Annotated in this window: 19 protein-coding genes, 1 tRNA gene and 1 pseudogene; 4 read left to right on the top strand and 17 right to left on the bottom strand. The window is 59.9% G+C overall.

The window, feature by feature from the left end; genetic code table 11:
- Positions 1 to 7 precede the first annotated feature (7 nt).
- The 10 genes from sufU to ROSERS_RS03625 form a co-directional block, all read right to left on the bottom strand.
- The gene (gene sufU / locus ROSERS_RS03670; RefSeq protein WP_011955482.1) at positions 8 to 406 is read right to left on the bottom strand and encodes a Fe-S cluster assembly sulfur transfer protein SufU; all 399 of its coding nucleotides are present in this window, start codon (positions 404 to 406) and stop codon (positions 8 to 10) included.
- 5 nt (positions 407 to 411) lie between these two features.
- Complete coding sequence (locus ROSERS_RS03665; RefSeq protein ID WP_011955481.1) at positions 412 to 1656, bottom strand: cysteine desulfurase; 1245 nt, start codon at positions 1654 to 1656, stop codon at positions 412 to 414.
- A 13-nt stretch (positions 1657 to 1669) separates the two neighbouring features.
- Positions 1670 to 2881: a Fe-S cluster assembly protein SufD gene (sufD, locus tag ROSERS_RS03660; protein ID WP_232282753.1), complete on the bottom strand. Its 1212-nt coding sequence runs from the start codon at positions 2879 to 2881 to the stop codon at positions 1670 to 1672.
- Between the two features lie 2 nt (positions 2882 to 2883).
- Positions 2884 to 3666 (bottom strand): Fe-S cluster assembly ATPase SufC, encoded by a 783-nt coding sequence (gene sufC / locus ROSERS_RS03655; protein WP_011955479.1) that lies wholly within the window; start codon positions 3664 to 3666, stop codon positions 2884 to 2886.
- A gap of 46 nt (positions 3667 to 3712) precedes the next feature.
- The gene (locus ROSERS_RS03650) at positions 3713 to 4342 is read right to left on the bottom strand and encodes a helix-turn-helix transcriptional regulator (protein WP_011955478.1); all 630 of its coding nucleotides are present in this window, start codon (positions 4340 to 4342) and stop codon (positions 3713 to 3715) included.
- Between the two features lie 93 nt (positions 4343 to 4435).
- On the bottom strand, positions 4436 to 5149 hold the full coding sequence (locus ROSERS_RS03645) for an SDR family oxidoreductase (protein ID WP_011955477.1): 714 nt from the start codon (positions 5147 to 5149) through the stop codon (positions 4436 to 4438).
- Positions 5150 to 5281: 132 nt separating this feature from the next.
- Positions 5282 to 5962 carry a GTP cyclohydrolase I FolE gene (gene folE / locus ROSERS_RS03640; RefSeq protein ID WP_011955476.1) on the bottom strand — a complete coding sequence of 227 codons (681 nt, stop codon included), beginning with the start codon at positions 5960 to 5962 and terminating at the stop codon, positions 5282 to 5284.
- On the bottom strand, positions 5949 to 6137 hold the full coding sequence (locus ROSERS_RS03635) for a hypothetical protein (protein WP_041332935.1): 189 nt from the start codon (positions 6135 to 6137) through the stop codon (positions 5949 to 5951). The genes folE and ROSERS_RS03635 overlap by 14 nt, the downstream gene beginning before the upstream one ends.
- 2 nt (positions 6138 to 6139) lie before the next feature.
- Positions 6140 to 6967, bottom strand: a complete 828-nt coding sequence (locus ROSERS_RS03630; RefSeq protein ID WP_011955475.1) for a 6-carboxytetrahydropterin synthase — start codon at positions 6965 to 6967, stop codon at positions 6140 to 6142.
- A gap of 238 nt (positions 6968 to 7205) precedes the next feature.
- On the bottom strand, positions 7206 to 8378 hold the full coding sequence (locus tag ROSERS_RS03625; protein ID WP_011955474.1) for a MalY/PatB family protein: 1173 nt from the start codon (positions 8376 to 8378) through the stop codon (positions 7206 to 7208).
- 273 nt (positions 8379 to 8651) lie between these two features.
- Here ROSERS_RS03625 and ROSERS_RS03620 point away from each other — a divergent pair, with 273 nt between their 5' ends.
- Entirely contained in the window at positions 8652 to 9647 is a 996-nt protein-coding gene (locus ROSERS_RS03620) for an HD-GYP domain-containing protein (RefSeq protein WP_011955473.1), read from the top strand.
- A gap of 179 nt (positions 9648 to 9826) precedes the next feature.
- Here the strand turns inward: ROSERS_RS03620 and ROSERS_RS03615 are convergent, their stop codons facing one another.
- Genes ROSERS_RS03615 through ROSERS_RS03605 form a run of 3 tightly spaced genes read right to left on the bottom strand, consistent with a single transcriptional unit; the run spans position 9827 to position 12975 of the window.
- Complete coding sequence (locus tag ROSERS_RS03615; protein WP_011955472.1) at positions 9827 to 10639, bottom strand: YhfC family intramembrane metalloprotease; 813 nt, start codon at positions 10637 to 10639, stop codon at positions 9827 to 9829.
- Positions 10639 to 11487, bottom strand: a complete 849-nt coding sequence (locus tag ROSERS_RS03610; protein WP_011955471.1) for a DUF5656 family protein — start codon at positions 11485 to 11487, stop codon at positions 10639 to 10641. Before ROSERS_RS03610 ends, ROSERS_RS03615 begins: the two co-directional genes overlap by 1 nt.
- 24 nt (positions 11488 to 11511) lie before the next feature.
- Positions 11512 to 12975, bottom strand: a complete 1464-nt coding sequence (locus tag ROSERS_RS03605; protein ID WP_011955470.1) for a leucyl aminopeptidase — start codon at positions 12973 to 12975, stop codon at positions 11512 to 11514.
- A 200-nt stretch (positions 12976 to 13175) separates the two neighbouring features.
- Between ROSERS_RS03605 and ROSERS_RS03600 the strand changes: the two genes are divergently transcribed.
- The gene (locus ROSERS_RS03600; RefSeq protein ID WP_011955469.1) at positions 13176 to 13391 is read left to right on the top strand and encodes a heavy-metal-associated domain-containing protein; all 216 of its coding nucleotides are present in this window, start codon (positions 13176 to 13178) and stop codon (positions 13389 to 13391) included.
- 45 nt (positions 13392 to 13436) lie between these two features.
- On the opposite strand, the gene guaB is transcribed toward ROSERS_RS03600, so the two are convergent.
- From guaB to ROSERS_RS03585, 3 genes are all read right to left on the bottom strand, one after another.
- Positions 13437 to 14909 (bottom strand): IMP dehydrogenase, encoded by a 1473-nt coding sequence (gene guaB, locus ROSERS_RS03595; RefSeq protein WP_011955468.1) that lies wholly within the window; start codon positions 14907 to 14909, stop codon positions 13437 to 13439.
- A gap of 187 nt (positions 14910 to 15096) precedes the next feature.
- A complete protein-coding gene (locus ROSERS_RS03590; RefSeq protein ID WP_011955467.1) occupies positions 15097 to 15456 on the bottom strand; it encodes a DUF5615 family PIN-like protein in 360 nt (119 codons plus the stop codon).
- Positions 15453 to 15689: a DUF433 domain-containing protein gene (locus ROSERS_RS03585; protein ID WP_041332931.1), complete on the bottom strand. Its 237-nt coding sequence runs from the start codon at positions 15687 to 15689 to the stop codon at positions 15453 to 15455. Before ROSERS_RS03585 ends, ROSERS_RS03590 begins: the two co-directional genes overlap by 4 nt.
- Positions 15690 to 16140: 451 nt before the next feature.
- Here ROSERS_RS03585 and ROSERS_RS27295 point away from each other — a divergent pair.
- A pseudogene (locus ROSERS_RS27295) lies at positions 16141 to 16535 on the top strand (IS5 family transposase); the annotation flags it as partial.
- A gap of 245 nt (positions 16536 to 16780) precedes the next feature.
- Here the strand turns inward: ROSERS_RS27295 and ROSERS_RS03580 are convergent.
- A tRNA-Gly gene (locus ROSERS_RS03580) sits at positions 16781 to 16854 on the bottom strand.
- A gap of 170 nt (positions 16855 to 17024) precedes the next feature.
- Between ROSERS_RS03580 and ROSERS_RS03575 the strand changes: the two genes are divergently transcribed.
- Entirely contained in the window at positions 17025 to 17957 is a 933-nt protein-coding gene (locus ROSERS_RS03575; protein WP_011955465.1) for a 1-phosphofructokinase family hexose kinase, read from the top strand.
- The last annotated feature ends 258 nt before the right edge of the window (positions 17958 to 18215 follow it).

Raw genomic sequence — 18215 nt, 5'->3', positions numbered from 1 at the left:
GAATTAATCACATCTCATCATCATCGGGCGCATGACCCACGCCATACAACCCGACCTTGAGTGTTTTGAGCGGAAGCAAGGCGCACTTGATGCGCACCGGATTATGGTTCAACGGAATGCCGATCAGCGCAAGCATCTGATCCTTGCTGAACTGCTTTGCCTGTTCAACCGGCATCCCGACAATTTCCTCGGTCAACATCGATGCCGACGCCTGACTGATGGCGCATCCGCGCCCATCGAAGCGCGCATCGGTGATGATGCCATTCTCGATCCGCAGGTCGATCCGCACTCGATCGCCGCACAGCGGATTATGCTCCTCAGCGCTGACGTCGGGATGGTCGATGCGACCGCGACGACGCGGATGCTTGTAGTGTTCGAGGATAAGTTCGCGGTACAGATCATCCATCCCAATCACCCGAACAGCGTGCGCACTTTGTGCAGCGCGGCGACCAGTCGATCAATCTCTTCCGGTATGTTGTACAGATAGAATGATGCGCGTGTGGTGGCAGGAATGTCGTAGTGCGCATGTAGCGGCTGCGCGCAGTGGTGCCCGGCGCGCACCGCAATCCCCTCGCCGTCGAGCACCGCAGCGACATCGTGCGGATGCACCCCGTCGAGCGTAAAACTCACCGCACCGCCGCGCATTTCGGTCGTTGTCGGACCGTACACCCGCAACCCTTCAACTTCGGTCAGGCGTTCGAGCGCATACCCCAGCAGTTCGCGCTCGTGGGCATAGATCCGATCCATCCCGATCTCCTGAAGAAAATCGACCGCTTCGCCAAGCGCGATGGCTTCGGCGATTGCCGGTGTGCCCGCTTCGAAGCGCGCCGGAACATCAGCGTAGGTCGATTCGTGCAGCCCTACCACCTTGATCATCGATCCACCACCGAGAAATGGCGGCATCTGTTCCAGGATCGCGCGCCGACCCCACAGCACCCCGATCCCGGTCGGACCACACATCTTATGACCGCTGAACGCCAGGAAATCGATATCGAGCGCCTGAACATCCACCGGCATGTGCGGTACGCTCTGCGCGCCGTCCACCAGCACCAGCGCACCGACGGCATGGGCGCGTTGCGCGATCTCCGCCACCGGATTGATCGTCCCCAGCACATTCGACTGTTGCGTGATCGCCACCAGACGCACCCCTTCGAGTTGCACTTCCAGGTTGTCGAGCGCCAGGCGACCTTCGCCGTCGATCGGCAGAAACTCCAGTTTCGCGCCGGTGCGCTGTGCCAGCATTTGCCAGGGCACCAGGTTCGAATGGTGCTCCATGATGCTGAGCAGAATGCGATCCCCTTCGCGCAGGTTGGCATCGCCCCAACTCCGCGCCACCAGGTTGATTGCCTCGGTCGTATTCCGCACGAACACGATCTCGCGCTGACTGCGAGCGTTGATGAAGCGCGCCACCTTGCCACGCGCCCGCTCGAAGGCGAACGTCGCTTCCTCGCTCAGCCGATAAATGCCGCGATGGACATTCGCATTATAGCGCCGGTAATAATCTTCCAGGCAATCGATGACACGGCGCGGTTTCTGCGACGATGCTGCACTGTCGAGGAACGCCAGCGTTTTCCCATGCACCGCCTGATTGAGGATCGGGAACTCACGCCGCAGCGTCACAATATCGAACAGAGTCAGGCTGGCGTTGATAGTCATCGGCGCACCTTCATTATATCTTTGCTTCGATCATCTCCGCGATCCGCTGACGCAGCGCATCGTTGGGAATACGATCAAGCACCGGCTCGAAGAAGCCCATCACGATCAGATGGATGGCTTCGTCACGCGGAATGCCGCGTGAGCGCATATAGAACAACTGCTCCTCATCCACCTCGCCGCTGGTCGACGCATGCCCCGCCCTGGCGACATCGTTGGTGTCGATCATCAGTCCGGGGATGGAGTCGCTGCGGGCTTTGGGCGAAAGATGGAGCGCATGCTCCTCGAGCCGCGAGACAGTTGCGCGACTCTGATGCTCGATCTTGATCATGCCGTCGAAGGTGGTGTAACTCTGATCCTTCACGACGGTCTTGAAGTCCATATGCGCTTCCGTCTTTGCGCCGATATGCCGGAGCCAGGGCGCCGTCAGCAGGTTCTGGTGATCGGCGGCAAAGGTGGCTGCCACCCACTCAACGCGTGAGCCGTCGCCTTCGAGGGCGGTTTCCGCTTCGATGTGCTGTACCCGTGCGCCCAGATTCACTGCCGCCCACTCGACCGATGCGCCACGTCCAGCGCGCACCTTTTGCGCGCCGATGTGGTATACATCCTCACCCCACGTCTGCACGGCAACGAAGCGCAACGTTGCGTCATTGCCGAGGAACATCTCTGTCACCGGCGCGGCAAACGCCTGATCCGACGCGGCGACCGAGTGGTACTCCTCAACGAACGTGACACTGGCGCCGTCGTCCAGGATGATCAGGTTGCGTGGCGCAATCGCGCCGCCGGGGATGGGCATCGAGAACATCGCCGTCAACGGCAGTTCGACATTGACATGCTTCGGCACATACAGAAAGACGCCATCCTGCCAGAGCGCCGCATTAAGCGCCAGAAATTTGTGACGCTTCGACTCAATGGCGGCGCCGAGATGCCGCCGGATGAGATCGCTGTGCGAATGGATCGCCTGCGCAAGGGTTGTAAACACCACCCCCTGATCCGTCAGGTCTTCTTCCTGATACAGGCTGGTGGCAGCAGTATCGGCAGCAGCAATCACCTGTTCCGGCTTGAACTTCGACAGATCGGTGCGACGCCAGTACGGCGGTTCGGCGGAGGCGAAGAACCGCCACGCATCCACGCGCTGCTCCGTGAGCCACTCCGGTTCACCGGCTGCGCGCGATCGCTCGATCACCAGGGCGTCGCTGATTTCGGCAAGCGGAGGAAACGTTTTCATAGTCACGCGCTTGCGACCTCCTCGCGGAGGAAGTCATACCCCTTCTCTTCGAGTTCGAGCGCCAGTTCGGGTCCCCCCTCGCGCACTATCCGACCGTCCATCAGCACTGACACAAAATGCGGCTTGATGTAGTTCAACAGGCGCTGGTAGTGCGTAATCACCAGCACGCCCATCTCCGGATGCCGCTCATAGAGCGTATTGACACCCTGCGCCACAATTTTCAGCGCGTCGATGTCCAGCCCTGAGTCAGTCTCGTCCATGATCGCCATGCTGGGTTCCAGCATCGCCATCTGCAAAATCTCGATCCGCTTCTTTTCACCGCCAGAGAACCCCTCGTTCAGGTAGCGGCGAGCAAAACTCTCATCAATCCCGAGCGCTGTCATTTGTTCGCGCAACTGTTTGCGAAACTGCGCCATGGGAATCGCCGTCTCCTTAGGGTCCTTCCCCTCCTCGGCGCGATGAGCGTTGATCGCAGCGCGCAGGAAATTCGCCACCGTCACCCCCGGAATGGCGACCGGATACTGAAAGGCGAGAAACAGCCCGAGTTTTGAGCGCTCATCCGGCTCAAGTTCAAGAATGTTCTGACCACGGTACCATGCCTCGCCGCCGGTGACGATGTAACCGGGATGCCCCATCAGCGTATATGCCAGGGTGCTCTTGCCGCTGCCATTAGGACCCATGATCGCATGGATCGTCCCGGCTCTGACAGTGAGATTGACTCCCTTGAGGATTTCTTTCTCCTCAACGCTGACATGTAAATCCTTGATAACCAGATCGCTGTTCAATGCAGGAACTCCTGTGTACTATTCAATGGGTTGAACAATTGCACTGCTATTCGGAAGCCCGCGCAATCTGAAAGTGGCAGCAGCGCCGACCCTCACGGATCGTCCCTTCGATCTGCACCGGCTCGCCCAGCACCTGTTCGAACATCCGTCGCTCCATCGAACAGACGCTGGCGTGTTCCTGAGCGACGTCGTGGTACGGGCACGCCAGAACCTGGAGCGTACCGCCTGACTGTACCTCGACCGGGATGCCGCGTGCTTCGAGCGTGGCGCGCAAATGAGCCAACCGCTCCTCCAGATCGGCGCCGCTCACCTGACTGCGATACTCCTCAGCCAGGCGTCGCCCAACGGCATCGAGCAACGCATCGAGGCGCTCTTCACCCTCACGACTGGCGATCTCACGGAGGAGCAGCGTCACCAGTGTGTCGTACTCCTTCGGGAAAAGATCTTCAGCGCGCGGGGTGAGCGAATAGACCAGCCTGGGACGACCGGGACCGCCGCGCGCCTGTCGCGTCGTAAGCAACCCTTTCGCCTCCAGGTGCGCCAGATGCTCACGCACTGCTGTCGTGCTGATACCCAGCAACTCTTCCAGGTCTCTGATCGTCGCTTCGCCATTGCGCCGCAGGTAGGTCAGAATCTTCCCCGCAGGCGAATCTTCAGTATACTGCGCCAGTGCCATCGTTTGTCCCTCCACACTCATGGTGCAGTATACCAGACGACCCGGCTATTGTCAATAAAAACAGAAGAAAGTGTGAATATTGGGTGCACAGACCTACAGCCGCCCCGCAGTGTGACCGATCACCAGCTCTTCAACGGCGACGTGCGGCGGGCAGGCTGCCAGGCTGGCGATAGACGCAGCAACATCTGCCGGCTGGAGCATCGCTGCGCGGTTCCAGACGCCTGGAATATCGTTCCACAAGCCGGTATCGGTCGCCGCTGGCAGCAACGCGGTCACCCGCACGCCATACGGGCGCAGTTCTTCGCGCACCGCGCCGAGCAGCCCCAGCGCGCCATGCTTGGCTGCGCAGTAGGCGGACCAGCCGGGAAAGACCTGACGCGCCGCCACTGAAGCGACGTACACCAGCAGCCCACCGTTGTGCATCAGCGGCGTTGCGTGCTTGCAGACGAGAAAAAGGCTGGTGAGGTGAATGCGCACCTGTTCGTCCCAATCGGCGTGGGCAATCTGCGTCACCGGCGCCACCAGAGCGCCGCCGACGCTGTGCACGAACAGATCGATTCGCCCCGTGGCGTCCGCCGCCTGGGCTGTCAGGCGTTGCACCTCTTCTTCGATGGTCACGTCGCACGGGGCGATCACCGCAGTTGATCCGGCAGCGCGGACTGCTGCCGCCACCTCTTCCAGCAGATCGACCGAGCGGGCTGCCAGCGTCAATACCGCACCGGGCGCGGCGAGCGCCAGCGCCGTCGCTCGACCGATGCCGCGACTCGCGCCGGTGATGACAATACTTTTCAGCACGCTTGAAGTCATATGACGTTCGTTCAATCCCTGATTGCCGATGGGTGTGTTTCGCTCTGCTGTTGGGACAGGTCATCCCTGTTCTAACGGAAGTCGTGCCGGGGTGGACATGGCGCCGCCTGCGCCACGTCCATCACCTCACGATCAGGCGCGCTCGATATGCGCCATGAATTCGCTGCGCGTCTTGGGATCGTCGCGGAACACGCCGCGCATTGCCGACGTGACCATGGTGGCGCCGGCTTTTTTCACGCCGCGCATAACAGCGCACATATGCACACCTTCAGCGACGACCGCCACGCCAAGCGGTTCGAGCCGCTGATTGATAAAATCGGCGATCTGCACCGTCATGCGCTCCTGCACCTGCAGGCGACGCGCGAACATCTCAACGATGCGCGGGATCTTGCTCAACCCCACAACTTTGCCGTTGGGAATGTACGCGACGTGCACCCGCCCCATGAAGGGCAGCATATGATGTTCGCACAGGCTGGCGAACTCGATGTTCTTGACCAGCACCATTTCGTCGTAACTGACGCTGAAGATCGCGTCGTTGATCAGCGCGTCGGGATCGATATGGTAGCCGGCAGTCAGTTCGGCGTACATTTTGGCGACGCGCGACGGCGTTTTCAGCAGCCCTTCACGTTCGGGGTTTTCGCCGATCTGTTTCAGAATAACGCGCACTGCGTCTTCGATTGCCGGGTCGGATTGGTAACTCACGCCCTCGAGTTTGCCGCGCCCCTGAACGATGAGCGTTTCGTATTCCTGCCCATCGTCGTCTGCGAGCGCGTGGTCGGTATGATAACCATTCGTGCTATTACGGAATGCCATGAATCCAGGTCTCCATTCTCTTCAACAGCGACTCGTGATAACGCGCGATGGGTGGTGTTGCGATCAAGCCACGTCGTTGCAAGATTGCTTCGCTGCGATTGGCGTCGCGCACCGACAGCATCCGCGCGTATCCCGAATGCGCGTTGTCGCCTGCTTCCCCAACGGAAGCAGGCATAGTCATCCATGATGGCGGGCGTCAGGACCGGCGTACTCGAACACATTCTTGCGCGTTTCCCACAACGTGAGATGGCGCAACCGCCCTTCAAAGCGCGGCGCAAGTTCATCCCACAGGTAGATCACGATATTCTCCGCCGTGGAGGGTTTCGTGGCGAATGCGGCAATTTCGCGGTCAAGATGCCGGTAGTCGATCCGGTCGAGAACACTGCGCACGGTGCGATCCATCGTTGCCAGGTCGATCACCATGCCCGTATCGGGATCGACCGGACCGGCGACGCTCACCTCAAGCGTATACGTATGACCGTGCCCGTTCGGATTGTTGCACTTGCCGTAGATCGCCAGATTCTCTTCATCGGAGAGGAGCGGCGAGTGCAATCGATGCGCTGCCGAGAATGTGTAGACCCGCGCAAAGGTCGTCTCATCGGCGCCGTCGTATTCAGCCCACAGGTCACCGGTCTCATACAGGCGCAGACGCACCAGGCGCGCCGCAACCGGCAAACGAGCCGCGATCAACCGCCACAGCACCCGCACAATGTTCTCGGTCGTTGGAAGTTGGTCGCGGAAGTAGGGCGTATCTTCGTTCAGATGCTTATGGTCGAATTCATTCAGCACCTCCGACACCAGTGATTTGAGTTCGGTCATGTTCATCACCATGCCGGTGCGCGGGTCGAGTTCGCCGGTAATGGTGACGTCAAGCGTGTAGTTGTGCCCATGACCATACGGATAGGCGCATGGTCCGAAGACGCGCTCGTTCTCCTCGGCGCTCCAGTCGGGGCGCCAGTAGCGATGCGCAGCAGAAAACTCGAATCGACGGGTTGCGTATACCATATCTGGATGTCTCCTCTTCAACATGATGTCTGGCGCACAGACGCACGCTTCGCGCGGTGGGCGAAGCGCGCCGACAAATGTGCTTCTCGTTCGGGGAGAGTGTTGGGACAGGGAGGGACTGATGCAGTTCCTCTTGTTCAGGCGCCTGTATAACAATACACGTTTGATACAGGCTCTGTCAAGGAAAAAGGAGGACCGAAATGTATTTCGGTCGACTCCTGTACCAGATGAGATTCTGTCAGTTCCTGTCCATCCGCTCCAGCGCCGCCTTCATTCGCTCGAGTCCTTCCAGCAGCAGCGAACGCGGGCACCCGAAGTTGAGCCGCACGAACCCCTCGCCGCCAGCGCCGAACGGTATCCCGTCGTTCAGCGCCACCTTCGCCTCACGTCGGAAAAACTCATACGGATTGCCCGCGATGCCAGCGTTGCGACAGTCAAACCACGCCAGGTACGTCGCCTGTGGAACCGTCGTTCTAACCCACGGCAACTGGTTCGTCACGAACTCTGTTACGACGGTGCGATTCGCAGTAAGGTAGGCGAGAAGTTCATTCAGCCAGTCGTCGCAATCGCGATAGGCGACGTCCATTGCTGCCAGCGCAAACGAGTTGAGCCAGGGAACAATGCCCTCCATCGCCGTCATCAGACGCTTGCGCAGCGCAGGGTTGGTGACAATGGCAAAACTGGCTTTCAAGCCGGGGATGTTGAATGTTTTGCTCGGCGCCATCAGTGTGATGGTCCGTTCGGCAATGTCGGGCGCCAGCGTGGCGATCGGGATGTGGCGCGTATCGCCGAGCAACAGGTCGCAGTGGATCTCATCGGAACAGATGATCAGGTCGTGCCGCTCACAGAACTCTGCCATCCGCATCAACTCCTGGCGGCTGTACGCTTCGCCGGTCGGATTATGCGGGTTGCACAGAATGAACAGGCGCGTGCGGTCGGTCACTGCCGCATTCATGCGATCATAGTCGACGCGATACCCGAACGTGCGCCCGTTGGGAACTGCCTCCAGTTCCGCCATCTGCACCACGCGCCCCTGATTCGCGGGCGCCGTGAGGAACGGCGGGTAGACTGGCGTTTGCACCAGCACCCCGTCGCCCGGTTCGCCGATTGCCCGGCAGACCGCGTTGAGACCGGTGACCAGACTGGGGATGTACACAATCTGATCCGGCGTCACGCTCCAGGTGTAGCGGCGGTGCAGGCGCTCGCAGATGCGTTCACCCAGCGCGGGGGAGGGTAGTTCATACCCGAAATCCCCAATCTCGACGCGGGCGTGGAGCGCTGCAAGGATCGGCGGCGGCGGCGGAAAGTCCATATCCGCCACCCACATAGGCAGCACGTCGTCGCCATAGAATTTCCACTTGATGCTTCCGGTGCGGCGGCGATCGAAGACCTGATCGAAGTTGTACCGCATGGTGGTTCCTGCTTCCTTTCACAGCAGAATCTTTCGGGCAATCTCTCACGATTATTCTAATAGAACAATCTGTGTGGCGCAGCGAATGTTTGCGATCCAGCACACCAGAGTGCTGTGATGAAACTGTCATGCTCAACCAGTGCGCCATCCGACAGCAGAACTGAAAATGTATTGTACTATACAGTCTGGTACAGCAGGACTTCTCCTCCATACATCGGGTGCGAGCCGCCGCATAGACGCGGCGCGAAGCTCTGCCGCTAGAAGGAGCGAACAGTGGCGGCAAAAATCCTGATAGCAGATGATAATCAGGCAATGCGTGAAGCAATTATTCGCTTTGTCGAAGCCGAGGGATACACCGCGCTGGCAGCGCGCAATGGGCGTGAGGCATTAGCCCTGGCGCTGGAGAAACAGCCGGACCTGGTGCTGCTCGATGTAACCATGCCGGACATTGATGGCTTCGAGGTTTGCCGCCGGTTGAAAAACGATCCGCGCACGGCGTTGATCCCGATCACCATGCTGACCGTCCTCGATTCTCCGGATCATCGCCGGTACGGCATTGAAGCCGGCGCCGACGACTTTCTGACCAAACCGTTCGATGAGCGCCTGCTCCGCGCCCGCATTCAGTCGCAACTCCGCACCAAACGCCTGACCGACCAACTCGAGCGGACTGAGAGCGTCATTGTTGCGCTGGCGCTGGCAGTTGAGGCAAAAGATATGTACACCGAGGGGCACCTGTGGCGCCTGGCGCACTATGGCGAACAACTCGCCATCGCCGCCGGTCTGAGCGCCGAAGCCAGCCGCGCGGTATGGCAGGGCGGGTTGTTGCACGACATCGGCAAAATCGGTGTGGCGGACGGCATTTTGCAAAAGCCGGCGCCGTTGACGCCGGAGGAGTATGCGCAGGTCAAGCAACATCCTGAGTACGGTGCGCGCATTATTGCACCCCTGCGCTTCGCGCGCGATGTCGCGCCGATTGTGCGCGGGCACCACGAACACTGGGACGGCAGCGGCTATCCGTATGGCTTGCGCGGCGAGGAGATCCCGGTTGGCGCGCGCATCATCGCCATTGTTGACGCCTACGACGCAATGACCACCGATCGCCCGTACCGTCGCGCATTGACTCCCGAACGGGCTGTGCAGCGCCTCCGCGCGCGGAGCGGCGTTCAGTGGGATCCGGAGTTGACCGCACTGTTCATCTCACTGATCGAACACAAACGATTACTTGCGCCAGGCGATGTCAGCATCGCACACTATGCCTCTGTAGCGTGACGAATGCATGCACCGGCGAAGCAACGAATAGAGGCGCGTCTCGTGTGAAGTATGTCGCGCGGCAGAGTGACGCAGAGGATACAAAGCCACCGAGGGGAACATTTCTTTCGCTGCGTTCCTGATGGAGAAGTTGCAACGCAACGTCTCGACGCCTCATGCCCGCCTGCAACCTGAAACGTTCAACGCTGAACATGTCCTTCGTGCATCCGCCAGATCACCCACAACCCCGCAAGTCCTGCGAGCATCACAATGACTTCCGGGATCAGGATCGCAGCCGTTCCCTGCAACGCAAGTGCTGGCGCTATGCCCACGGCGATCAGGTTCACCAGCGTATGCATCGCAATTGCAAGCCAGAGCCACCACATCTGCCCGCGCCGAAAGACCTGCAACACCATCACTGAGAGCGCCACGTGGACCGGCAGCGTCCAGAGACGCTCCCACGCCCCTGCCAGCGGCAGCCAGTCGGGTTGGGCGGCGACCGCCGCCAGTTGCTGCCGCGCCATTTCCCGCTGCTCATCGGTCAACGGCAGCGTCGCCAGATCAACACTGCTCAACGCCAGCAGATTGATCAACCCCAGCAGCGTCAGCCCGCCGACCAGCACGATTGACTCAAAACCACCGTGCCCCAGCCCGTACATAACGGCGCGCGACCAGGTTTTTTCTTCACGAAACAGCCAGCGATACCCGATGTAACGCCCGATCTCCTCCGCAAGCCCGGCGGTCAGCGCCAGCGCGACCAGCCAGCCGAACATCACTGTGCGCGACGCCTGCACATGGGGCGTCACCACCCCCTGAAGCGCCATCACCAGCGGAACACGGGTAATCAACTGGAAGATCAGAAAGATCACGGCGCCGTAAGCGAAGTAGCGCCAGGAAACCCGCAGCCTGCGCCCGACGAACCATGCTACTGCGAGCGGAAAGAGCGTCTCAAACAGGATTGCGGCGACTGTAGCGGCAACCCGTCCTGCGCTTATCTGGAAAGAAGGCGCCATCAACGGAAGGTCACATAAACGCTTGCCAGCACCAGAGCGCCGCCAACTGCGCCATACTCCCAGATCACCCGTCTGGTCAACGTTCCTTCCAGATAACTCTGGAGGATGCCGGTAACCACATAGAACAGCGCCAGCAGCAACGCACCGCCGATCAAAAACGACGCCGCCCAATAGTTGAGCGCCCAGGTCGCCTCTGCCAGGGTTAATCCGACCAGCAACGATAGCGTGAACAGATTGCGCGTCGGCGTCTGGGAGAGCAGCGCATACGCCAGCAGTGCGGCGCTGGCGCCGATCAGCGCTGCCGAATAGAGCGTGCGCATACGAGCGTAATATATGGCGCTAAACACCCCAAACGCCAGCAGCAGCGTCATCGCCTGAAGCGCCAGGCGCGCTCCCTGGCGCACGGAGGCGCGGCGGTCGAGCGAATAGTGCTGGGCGACGAGCGAACCAAACAGAAATCCGCCAGCTGCGATCAGCGCCAGCACGAATGCCAGCGTTTCGAGGCTGGCGCTGAACAGGCGGAAGAACGCAAACGAGGCAATGATCGCAAACGAGGGCAGAATCCAGAATGCTGGCGCGAGTTCGATCTGCACGAATCCGAGATTCACCGTGGGCAGTGATCGTGTCTGCATATGAGGGTGAAGGCGGATAAACACGTCCGCTCCGGTGCTGCTGATCACCACCAGCGATGCGATCAGCAGCCACGAAACGGTAATGCTCGGAAAGTCGCCGCCGAAGCGGGCGCGCAAAATATTCGGGTTGATGTCGATCAGGAAGACGACCGCCAGCCCGAGGAGCACCAGCAGCACCAGCGATACGATCCGATCATAGCGAGGAGGAGGATTCATCTCTCATTCACCAAATGGTTGCGATCACTCCGTCCAATTGCGCAGCGCCTGAACTAACAGGCGCACGCCGACGCCGGTAGCGCCCTTCGGTTGATACGCCTTGGGTTTCGAGTCGGTCCAGGCAGTGCTGGCAATATCGAGATGCGCCCATGGATAGTCACCGACGAAGGCGTTGAGGAAGGCGGCAGCTGTAATCGCGCCGCCCTGGCGCCCGGCAGCATTGCGCACATCGGCGATCTCGCTCTTCACCATCTCCCGGTAGGGTTGCCACAACGGCAGTTGCCAGGCGCGTTCCCCGGCTGCCTCACCGGCGCGCAACAGGCGCTGCGCCAGGGTGTCGTCGTTTGCAAACAGCCCGATCGCGTGCGGTCCAAGCGCCACGCCGATAGCGCCGGTCAGAGTTGCCAGATCGATGATCGCCGCCGGGTTGTAGCGTTGCGCATAGGTCAGGGCGTCCGCCAGCACGATCCGCCCTTCGGCATCAGTATTCAGCACCTCGATGGTCTTACCGCTGAGAGTCTTCAGGATGTCGCCAGGGCGGTACGCCGACGCGCCGGGCATATTTTCCGCTGCGCCGATCAGCGCCACAACGTGCAACGGCAGCCGCAATTCGGCGATGGCGTGCAGCGCGCCGAGCACCGCAGCCGCGCCGCTCATATCCATCTTCATGGCGTCCATATTCTCGGCAGGCTTGATCGAAATCCCGCCCGAATCGAACGTCATCCCTTTTCCCACCAGGCAGATTGTGGGCGCATCGGTATCGTGCGCGCCATACTCAATCACAATGAAGCGCGGTTCATTCGCTGAACCCTGACCGACGGCGAGGATGCCGCCAAAACCCTGTTCGCGCATTTCTGCCGGACCAAGAATGGTGACAGGCAGATCGAACGCAATGGCAAGTTCGCGCGCGCGCTCTGCCAGTTGCGCTGGCGTCAGCACATTGGGTGGAAGATTCGCCAGGTCGCGCGCCAGGTTCACGCCACGTGCAATGGCGCCGCCGCGTGCAACGCCGCGCATTGCTTCCTCCGCAGCGTCTGGGAGTGTGATCAGCGTCAGCTCATCGATGTCACGACGCTCTTCCGGTTTTATATCGGTCTTGTATTCCAGAAAGCGATAGTTGCCGAGCAGACTGCCCTCGGTCAGCGCGGCGGCAACCGTTTCAGAGGTATGCTCTGGTACAACGGGCAGTGCACATGCGAACCGCTCAACCTTCACATCGCGCGCGCGCTGGGTCGCAATTGCAGCAACCTCGCGCAGAAGGTCGATATCGGGCGAGGAACGCTTACCAAGACCGATGAGCAGCACCCGCCGCGCCGGTATGACGCCGCGCGGATAGATGAGCAGGGTCTGTTTTGCTTTCCCCGACCAGTCGCCCGGTTCGATAAGGTCTGCCACAGGCGGCGCAGGCGGTTCTTCTTCCCACAAGCCAAGCACAAGCAGGTCGGCTTCAGCAGTCAATGGATCGCCAGCAGTGACTGTCACGCGCATAGGAAACTCCATGAACTCCGCAATCGCCAGTTCCCGACACTGTAGAGAATTGCGCGATTGTCCAATCAGGTTGTGCAAACGTTCGTTTCAAGAATGACGGCTATTATATCACGACGCGCCTTTGCTGCGCGCTGCGCCCGCCGGTTGACACAGAGCAACAGGGATTATATACTGCGCTGCGTAAGCAGACGGAGGAACGTATGATCAGCGATCTCTTTCACGTGCCCGGCATATCCTGCCAGCATTGCGTCAACGCCATTACGAAAGCGGTCAGCGCGCTGCCGGGAGTTCAGCAGGTGGTCGTTAATCTGAGCGACAAAAGCGTGCGCGTTGATCACGACCAGCGGGTCGCGGTTGATGACCTGATCCGCGCGATCAACGACGCCGGTTACGATGAAGTGGCTGTCCTCGTGTGATCGTGAGGGCGGAGGGGAAGCAGGTCAACGCTCCCCTCGCCGGTCTCACCGCCGCTCATAGTTGGGCGCTTCTTTGGTGATCGTCACATCGTGGGGATGGCTCTCGATCAAGCCTGCCATCGAAATGCGGATGAAACGCGCATCGCGCCGCATCGATTCGATATCTTTCGCGCCGACGTACCCCATGCCAGAGCGCAAGCCGCCAACCAGTTGAAAGATCGTATCGCTCAGCGGACCTTTATACGGCACCCGCCCTTCGATCCCTTCCGCCACAAGTTTGCGCCCTGTGCCACCCTGGAAGTAGCGGTCGCCACTGCCCTGCTGCATCGCCCCGATCGAACCCATGCCGCGATAACTCTTGTAACTGCGTCCTTCGTACAGGATCGTCTCACCGGGACTCTCCTCGGTGCCGGCGAGGAGCGAACCGATCATCACGGAATGCGCCCCGGCTGCGATTGCCTTGGCGATGTCGCCGCTGTAGCGAATGCCGCCATCGGCAATGATCGGAACGCCGAACCGCGCTGCTACCCGCGCGCACTCGGTGATCGCCGTAATCTGCGGCATCCCTGCGCCGGTCACCACCCGCGTCGTGCAGATGCTGCCCGGTCCCTGCCCGACTTTCACTGCATCGACGCCGCGCTCGCACAGCGCCGCAGTTGCTGCGCCGGTCGACACATTTCCGGCAACCAGTTGCACGTCCGGGTAACGTTCACGCAGCCGTACCACCGCATCGAGCACCCCTTTCGCGTGACCGTGCGCCGTGTCGATTGCCAGCACATCCACGCCAACCCGCACCAGCGCATCGGCGCGCTCCAGATAATCGCCAGACGCCCCGATCGCTGCGCCGACCCGCAATCGTCCCTGCGCGTCTTTGCAGGCGTTTGGATACTCGATCTGCTTCATAATGTCTTTGACGGTGATCATGCCCGACAGTTTGCCACGGCGGTCGACCACCAGCAGTTTTTCGATCCGATGGGCGTGCAAAATCTCTTTCGCCTGCTCGAGTGTCGTGCCTTCCGGCACAGTGATGAGATTGCGGGTGGTCATCAGGTCGCGGATCGGGCGACTGCGATCCGTCTCGAAGCGCAGATCGCGGTTGGTGACGATGCCGATCAGGTCGCCGTCCGGCGTCGTGATCGGAATGCCGGAGATGCGATACTCCGCCATCAGATCGAGCGCATCGCCAACGGTTTTGTCCGGTCCCATGGTGATCGGGTCGGTGATCATGCCGCTCTCGGAGCGTTTCACCTTGCGCACCATTTCCGCCTGCGCCTCGATGGACATATTCTTGTGAATAAACCCAACGCCTCCTTCGCGCGCCAGTGCAATCGCCAGGCGATGTTCTGTAACAGTGTCCATGGCGGCGCTGGTGATGGGAATGTTGATGCGGATGGAGCGGGTCAGTTGCGTGGTTACATCGACATCGCCCGGCAAAACATGCGATTCGGCGGGGATCAGGAGTACATCGTCGAACGTCAGCCCCTCGCGGGCGTACTTGTCGTCCCAGTCAATTGTCACAATGCCCTCCTTACGGTATAGGGAATAAAAGACCCTCTGCGCAGCGCAGAGGGCAGTATGGCATTCGCCCGACTGTCATGTGCATGAGGTGGGCGAAGTGTATGGCGGTAACGTTGTATGTCGATACCATGGGGAGTAGTATACTCACCGGGTGGGGGATCGTCAAACGTCGAGAGTAGTGGAATGTTCACATTGCGCTGACACGACGAATGCGAAATATCCCTGGCATGATAACGGCAAAGGAACGTGGAAGTTCTATCAAATGCTCCTTAATTGCCAGAGCCACAATCTCCGCTTTGCGAGCGGGAGTCAAGCCTGCCAGACGACGCAGCGCCACTCCATGCATGTGGAGACGCTGACGAATCACCATCTCCCCAAAGTCCTTGTCTGCTGTCAGCAACAGCGCTGTCTCCTGATTCGCCAGGTTCAAGACAGCCTCATCGAGCATCCCTGGCTCCAGTTCAGCCACATACGAAACCTGATACCCCTCTCGCCGCAAACGTTCGACAATAAGACGGTCAACGCTCTCGTCAGCTACAAAGTTCATGCCGGCGTCTCAACCAAGGGGTACACAACATCAGCACGTAGAGCCTCTTTGGCAAAGGCCAATGCCGCCAGGACGGCCTCACGAGTCAGGTGTGGATGCGCCTCAAGAATCTGCTCGATCGTTTCGCCTGCTGCCAGTTTCTCCAGGATGAGTTCAACGGTAATGCGTGTTCCTGTGATGACAGGTTTACCCATCATCACCTTCGGATTTGATACGATCCATTGCTTTTGCATGTTTTCATCTCTATCTTTCATTTGCTGCACTACGTCTGATTATACAGACTCCGCTTTTCTCCCCTCCAGGGCGTCTTATACAGATTCCATATCATACCACCATGGAGTTGCATTTGCGGAAATCATCCTGCATCATTAGCGACTGCGGTGCTACTCTATACGCATAGCCCACTCGCTATGCATAACACAAGAATCGCTATCTGTCAAGGTGATTGTTCAATATTCCAGGGCTTTTCAGGGTTTTCATCTTTTGGTATCGTGAGCGCCGCTTCGCTGCAACGATCAGGAGGGACGTGACGATGCATGTCATCCAGGCGCTCAAGGCGATCCCCGACCCGCGCCGTCGCCACGGACGCCGCTGTCCGCTCGTCAGCCTCCTTGCCATCGTGCTGCGCGCGGCCATGCCCCTCGTCCGCAGGTGCAGGGGTTACCCGTGCATGTCGTCGGCGATTGGGTTGACGTGAATGGGTTCTTGTTGCGCGTGCTCGTCCATCCGGCGGACATTTCAGATGCAGAAGGCGCCGGGTGGCTTTTCGCCGCGCATCATCAATCATTTCCCCGGATGCGCGAGATTCGCGTGGATGAGGGGTAAAAAAAGAGTGAGATGCATGGCTGCAACAGAACACGGCGATACGCCTGAATGTCATTGAAAAACCGCCTGGACAAACGGGATGTGCCGTCATTCCGAAGCGATGGGTGGTGGAACGCTCGATTGCATGGGCAGGACGCAATCGCTGGGAGCGGCGAATAATTATTCGCCGCAACAACCGCAACCCAGAATCAAGCGAAGCCTTCCTTTATCTCGGTTCTATCGCAATGCTCCTGAATCGGCTCTATCCGAGGTGTTCGTTTTTGATCACGCTCTATAAAACGCCCTGGGGTTGCATGGACGGAAATTGTCCTGTATACCCTCGGTTCGCTTGTTTTCATGCAAGGCTTCCTGATGCCATAGAACGGGGGCGTTCTCGCAGCCAGGTTGTTATTTGTCAAGTTGCGGATCGCATCAGGAAGCCATCCGTCAGAAAAATGAGCGAACGGTAGGGTATAGTCTCGGGGTTTGAAAAAGGCAGCTATGTATGTAAAGAAAGGGTTGGTACGGGAGACGGGAATCGAACCCGTGACTTGAGCTTGGAAGGCTCTCGCGTTACCACTACGCCACTCCCGCACTGCGCTTTGATTCTAATCATGTCTGGTAGAATCGTCAAGAGGAACTCGTGGTAGTAAGTGTTCACATTTCTCCTGGAGGCGAGAGCATCTCACCCTCATAGACTCGACGAGAGCGAGATGCCCTCGCTTCCAGGCTCGTGTGTTACCCCAAATACGAACAGGAACCTCATGTTACTCACAGTCACTCCCAACCCTGCCATCGACCGCGTTCTGATCGTTCCCGGATTTCGCCACGCAGATGTCTGTCGCGTCATCACACGGATCGACTCGGCTGGCGGCAAGGGGTTCAATGTCACACGGGTGGCGCGCACCCTGAGTCTGCCGGTGCGCGCCTGCGCGCTGCTCGGCGGTGAGAACGGCAGGCGGATAGCGCGGCTGGCTGAAGATGAAGGCATCGATGGCGCGTGGAGCTGGATTGCGCAGGGCGAATCGCGCATCTGCCTGCTGATCACCGACCCCGAAGCGCGCGACCATCTGACGATCAACGAGACCGGTCCGACGGTCAACGCCAGCGACTGGCACGGATTCATGGAACTGGTCTGGCAGCAGGCGCGCGCTGCAACGTTCGTCGCTGTTTCTGGCAGCGTTCCGCCCGGCGTCGCGCCGCAGCAGTATGTGGAACTGATTCGCGGTCTGCCTTTGGACGCCTTCGTGTGCATCGATACGAGCGGACCGACGCTGGCGGCAGCGCTTGATCTGCCGCTCGACCTGCTGAAGATCAACATGCACGAACTGAGCGCCGCGCTTGGACAGCCGATCACAACCCCCGATCAGGCGCGCGCCGCTGCCGTCGCTGTGCTGCAACGCGGTCCGCGGCGGGTGGTGGTCACGCTTGGCGCTCAGGGCGCCGTCGCTGTTGATGCACACGGCGCATGGAGAGCACGCACGCCGCCGGTTGAACCGATCAGTCCGGTGGGCAGCGGCGATGCTGCTCTGGCAGGAATCATCGTCGTACTGCACAACGGCGGCGCGCTCGCCGACGCGCTGCGCATGGGGGTTGCGTGCGGCGGCGCCAATACGCTGACGGTCGGCGCCGGGCGTCTGCACCTCGATGATGTGACGCGGTTGCACGCAGCGACTGAACTGGAAGTTATCTCATAGGCAGGGGTGGTTGAAGGGGGCGCCTTCGCCCGCTCATCTCAAGGGGAGAGTTCAAAGATAAGCGGTTTTCTGCATTCCCATGCGCTTTTGCCCCTCATCCCCCCGACCCCCTTCTCCCACACGGGGAGAAGGGGGAGTCTGGGCGTCCCGATGCCTGAAACGGGAGAAGGAACGCAGGGGCTTGCCAAAACATCTACCCCTGAGAGATCCCCCTGACCCCCTTCTCGCACAAGGGGAGAAGGGAGAGTCTGGGTGTCC

It is taken from the genome of Roseiflexus sp. RS-1, from assembly GCF_000016665.1.
Taxonomy (GTDB): domain Bacteria; phylum Chloroflexota; class Chloroflexia; order Chloroflexales; family Roseiflexaceae; genus Roseiflexus.
The sequence above is the reverse complement of the archived record's forward strand: the minus strand, read 5'-3'. Positions and strand labels throughout refer to the sequence as shown.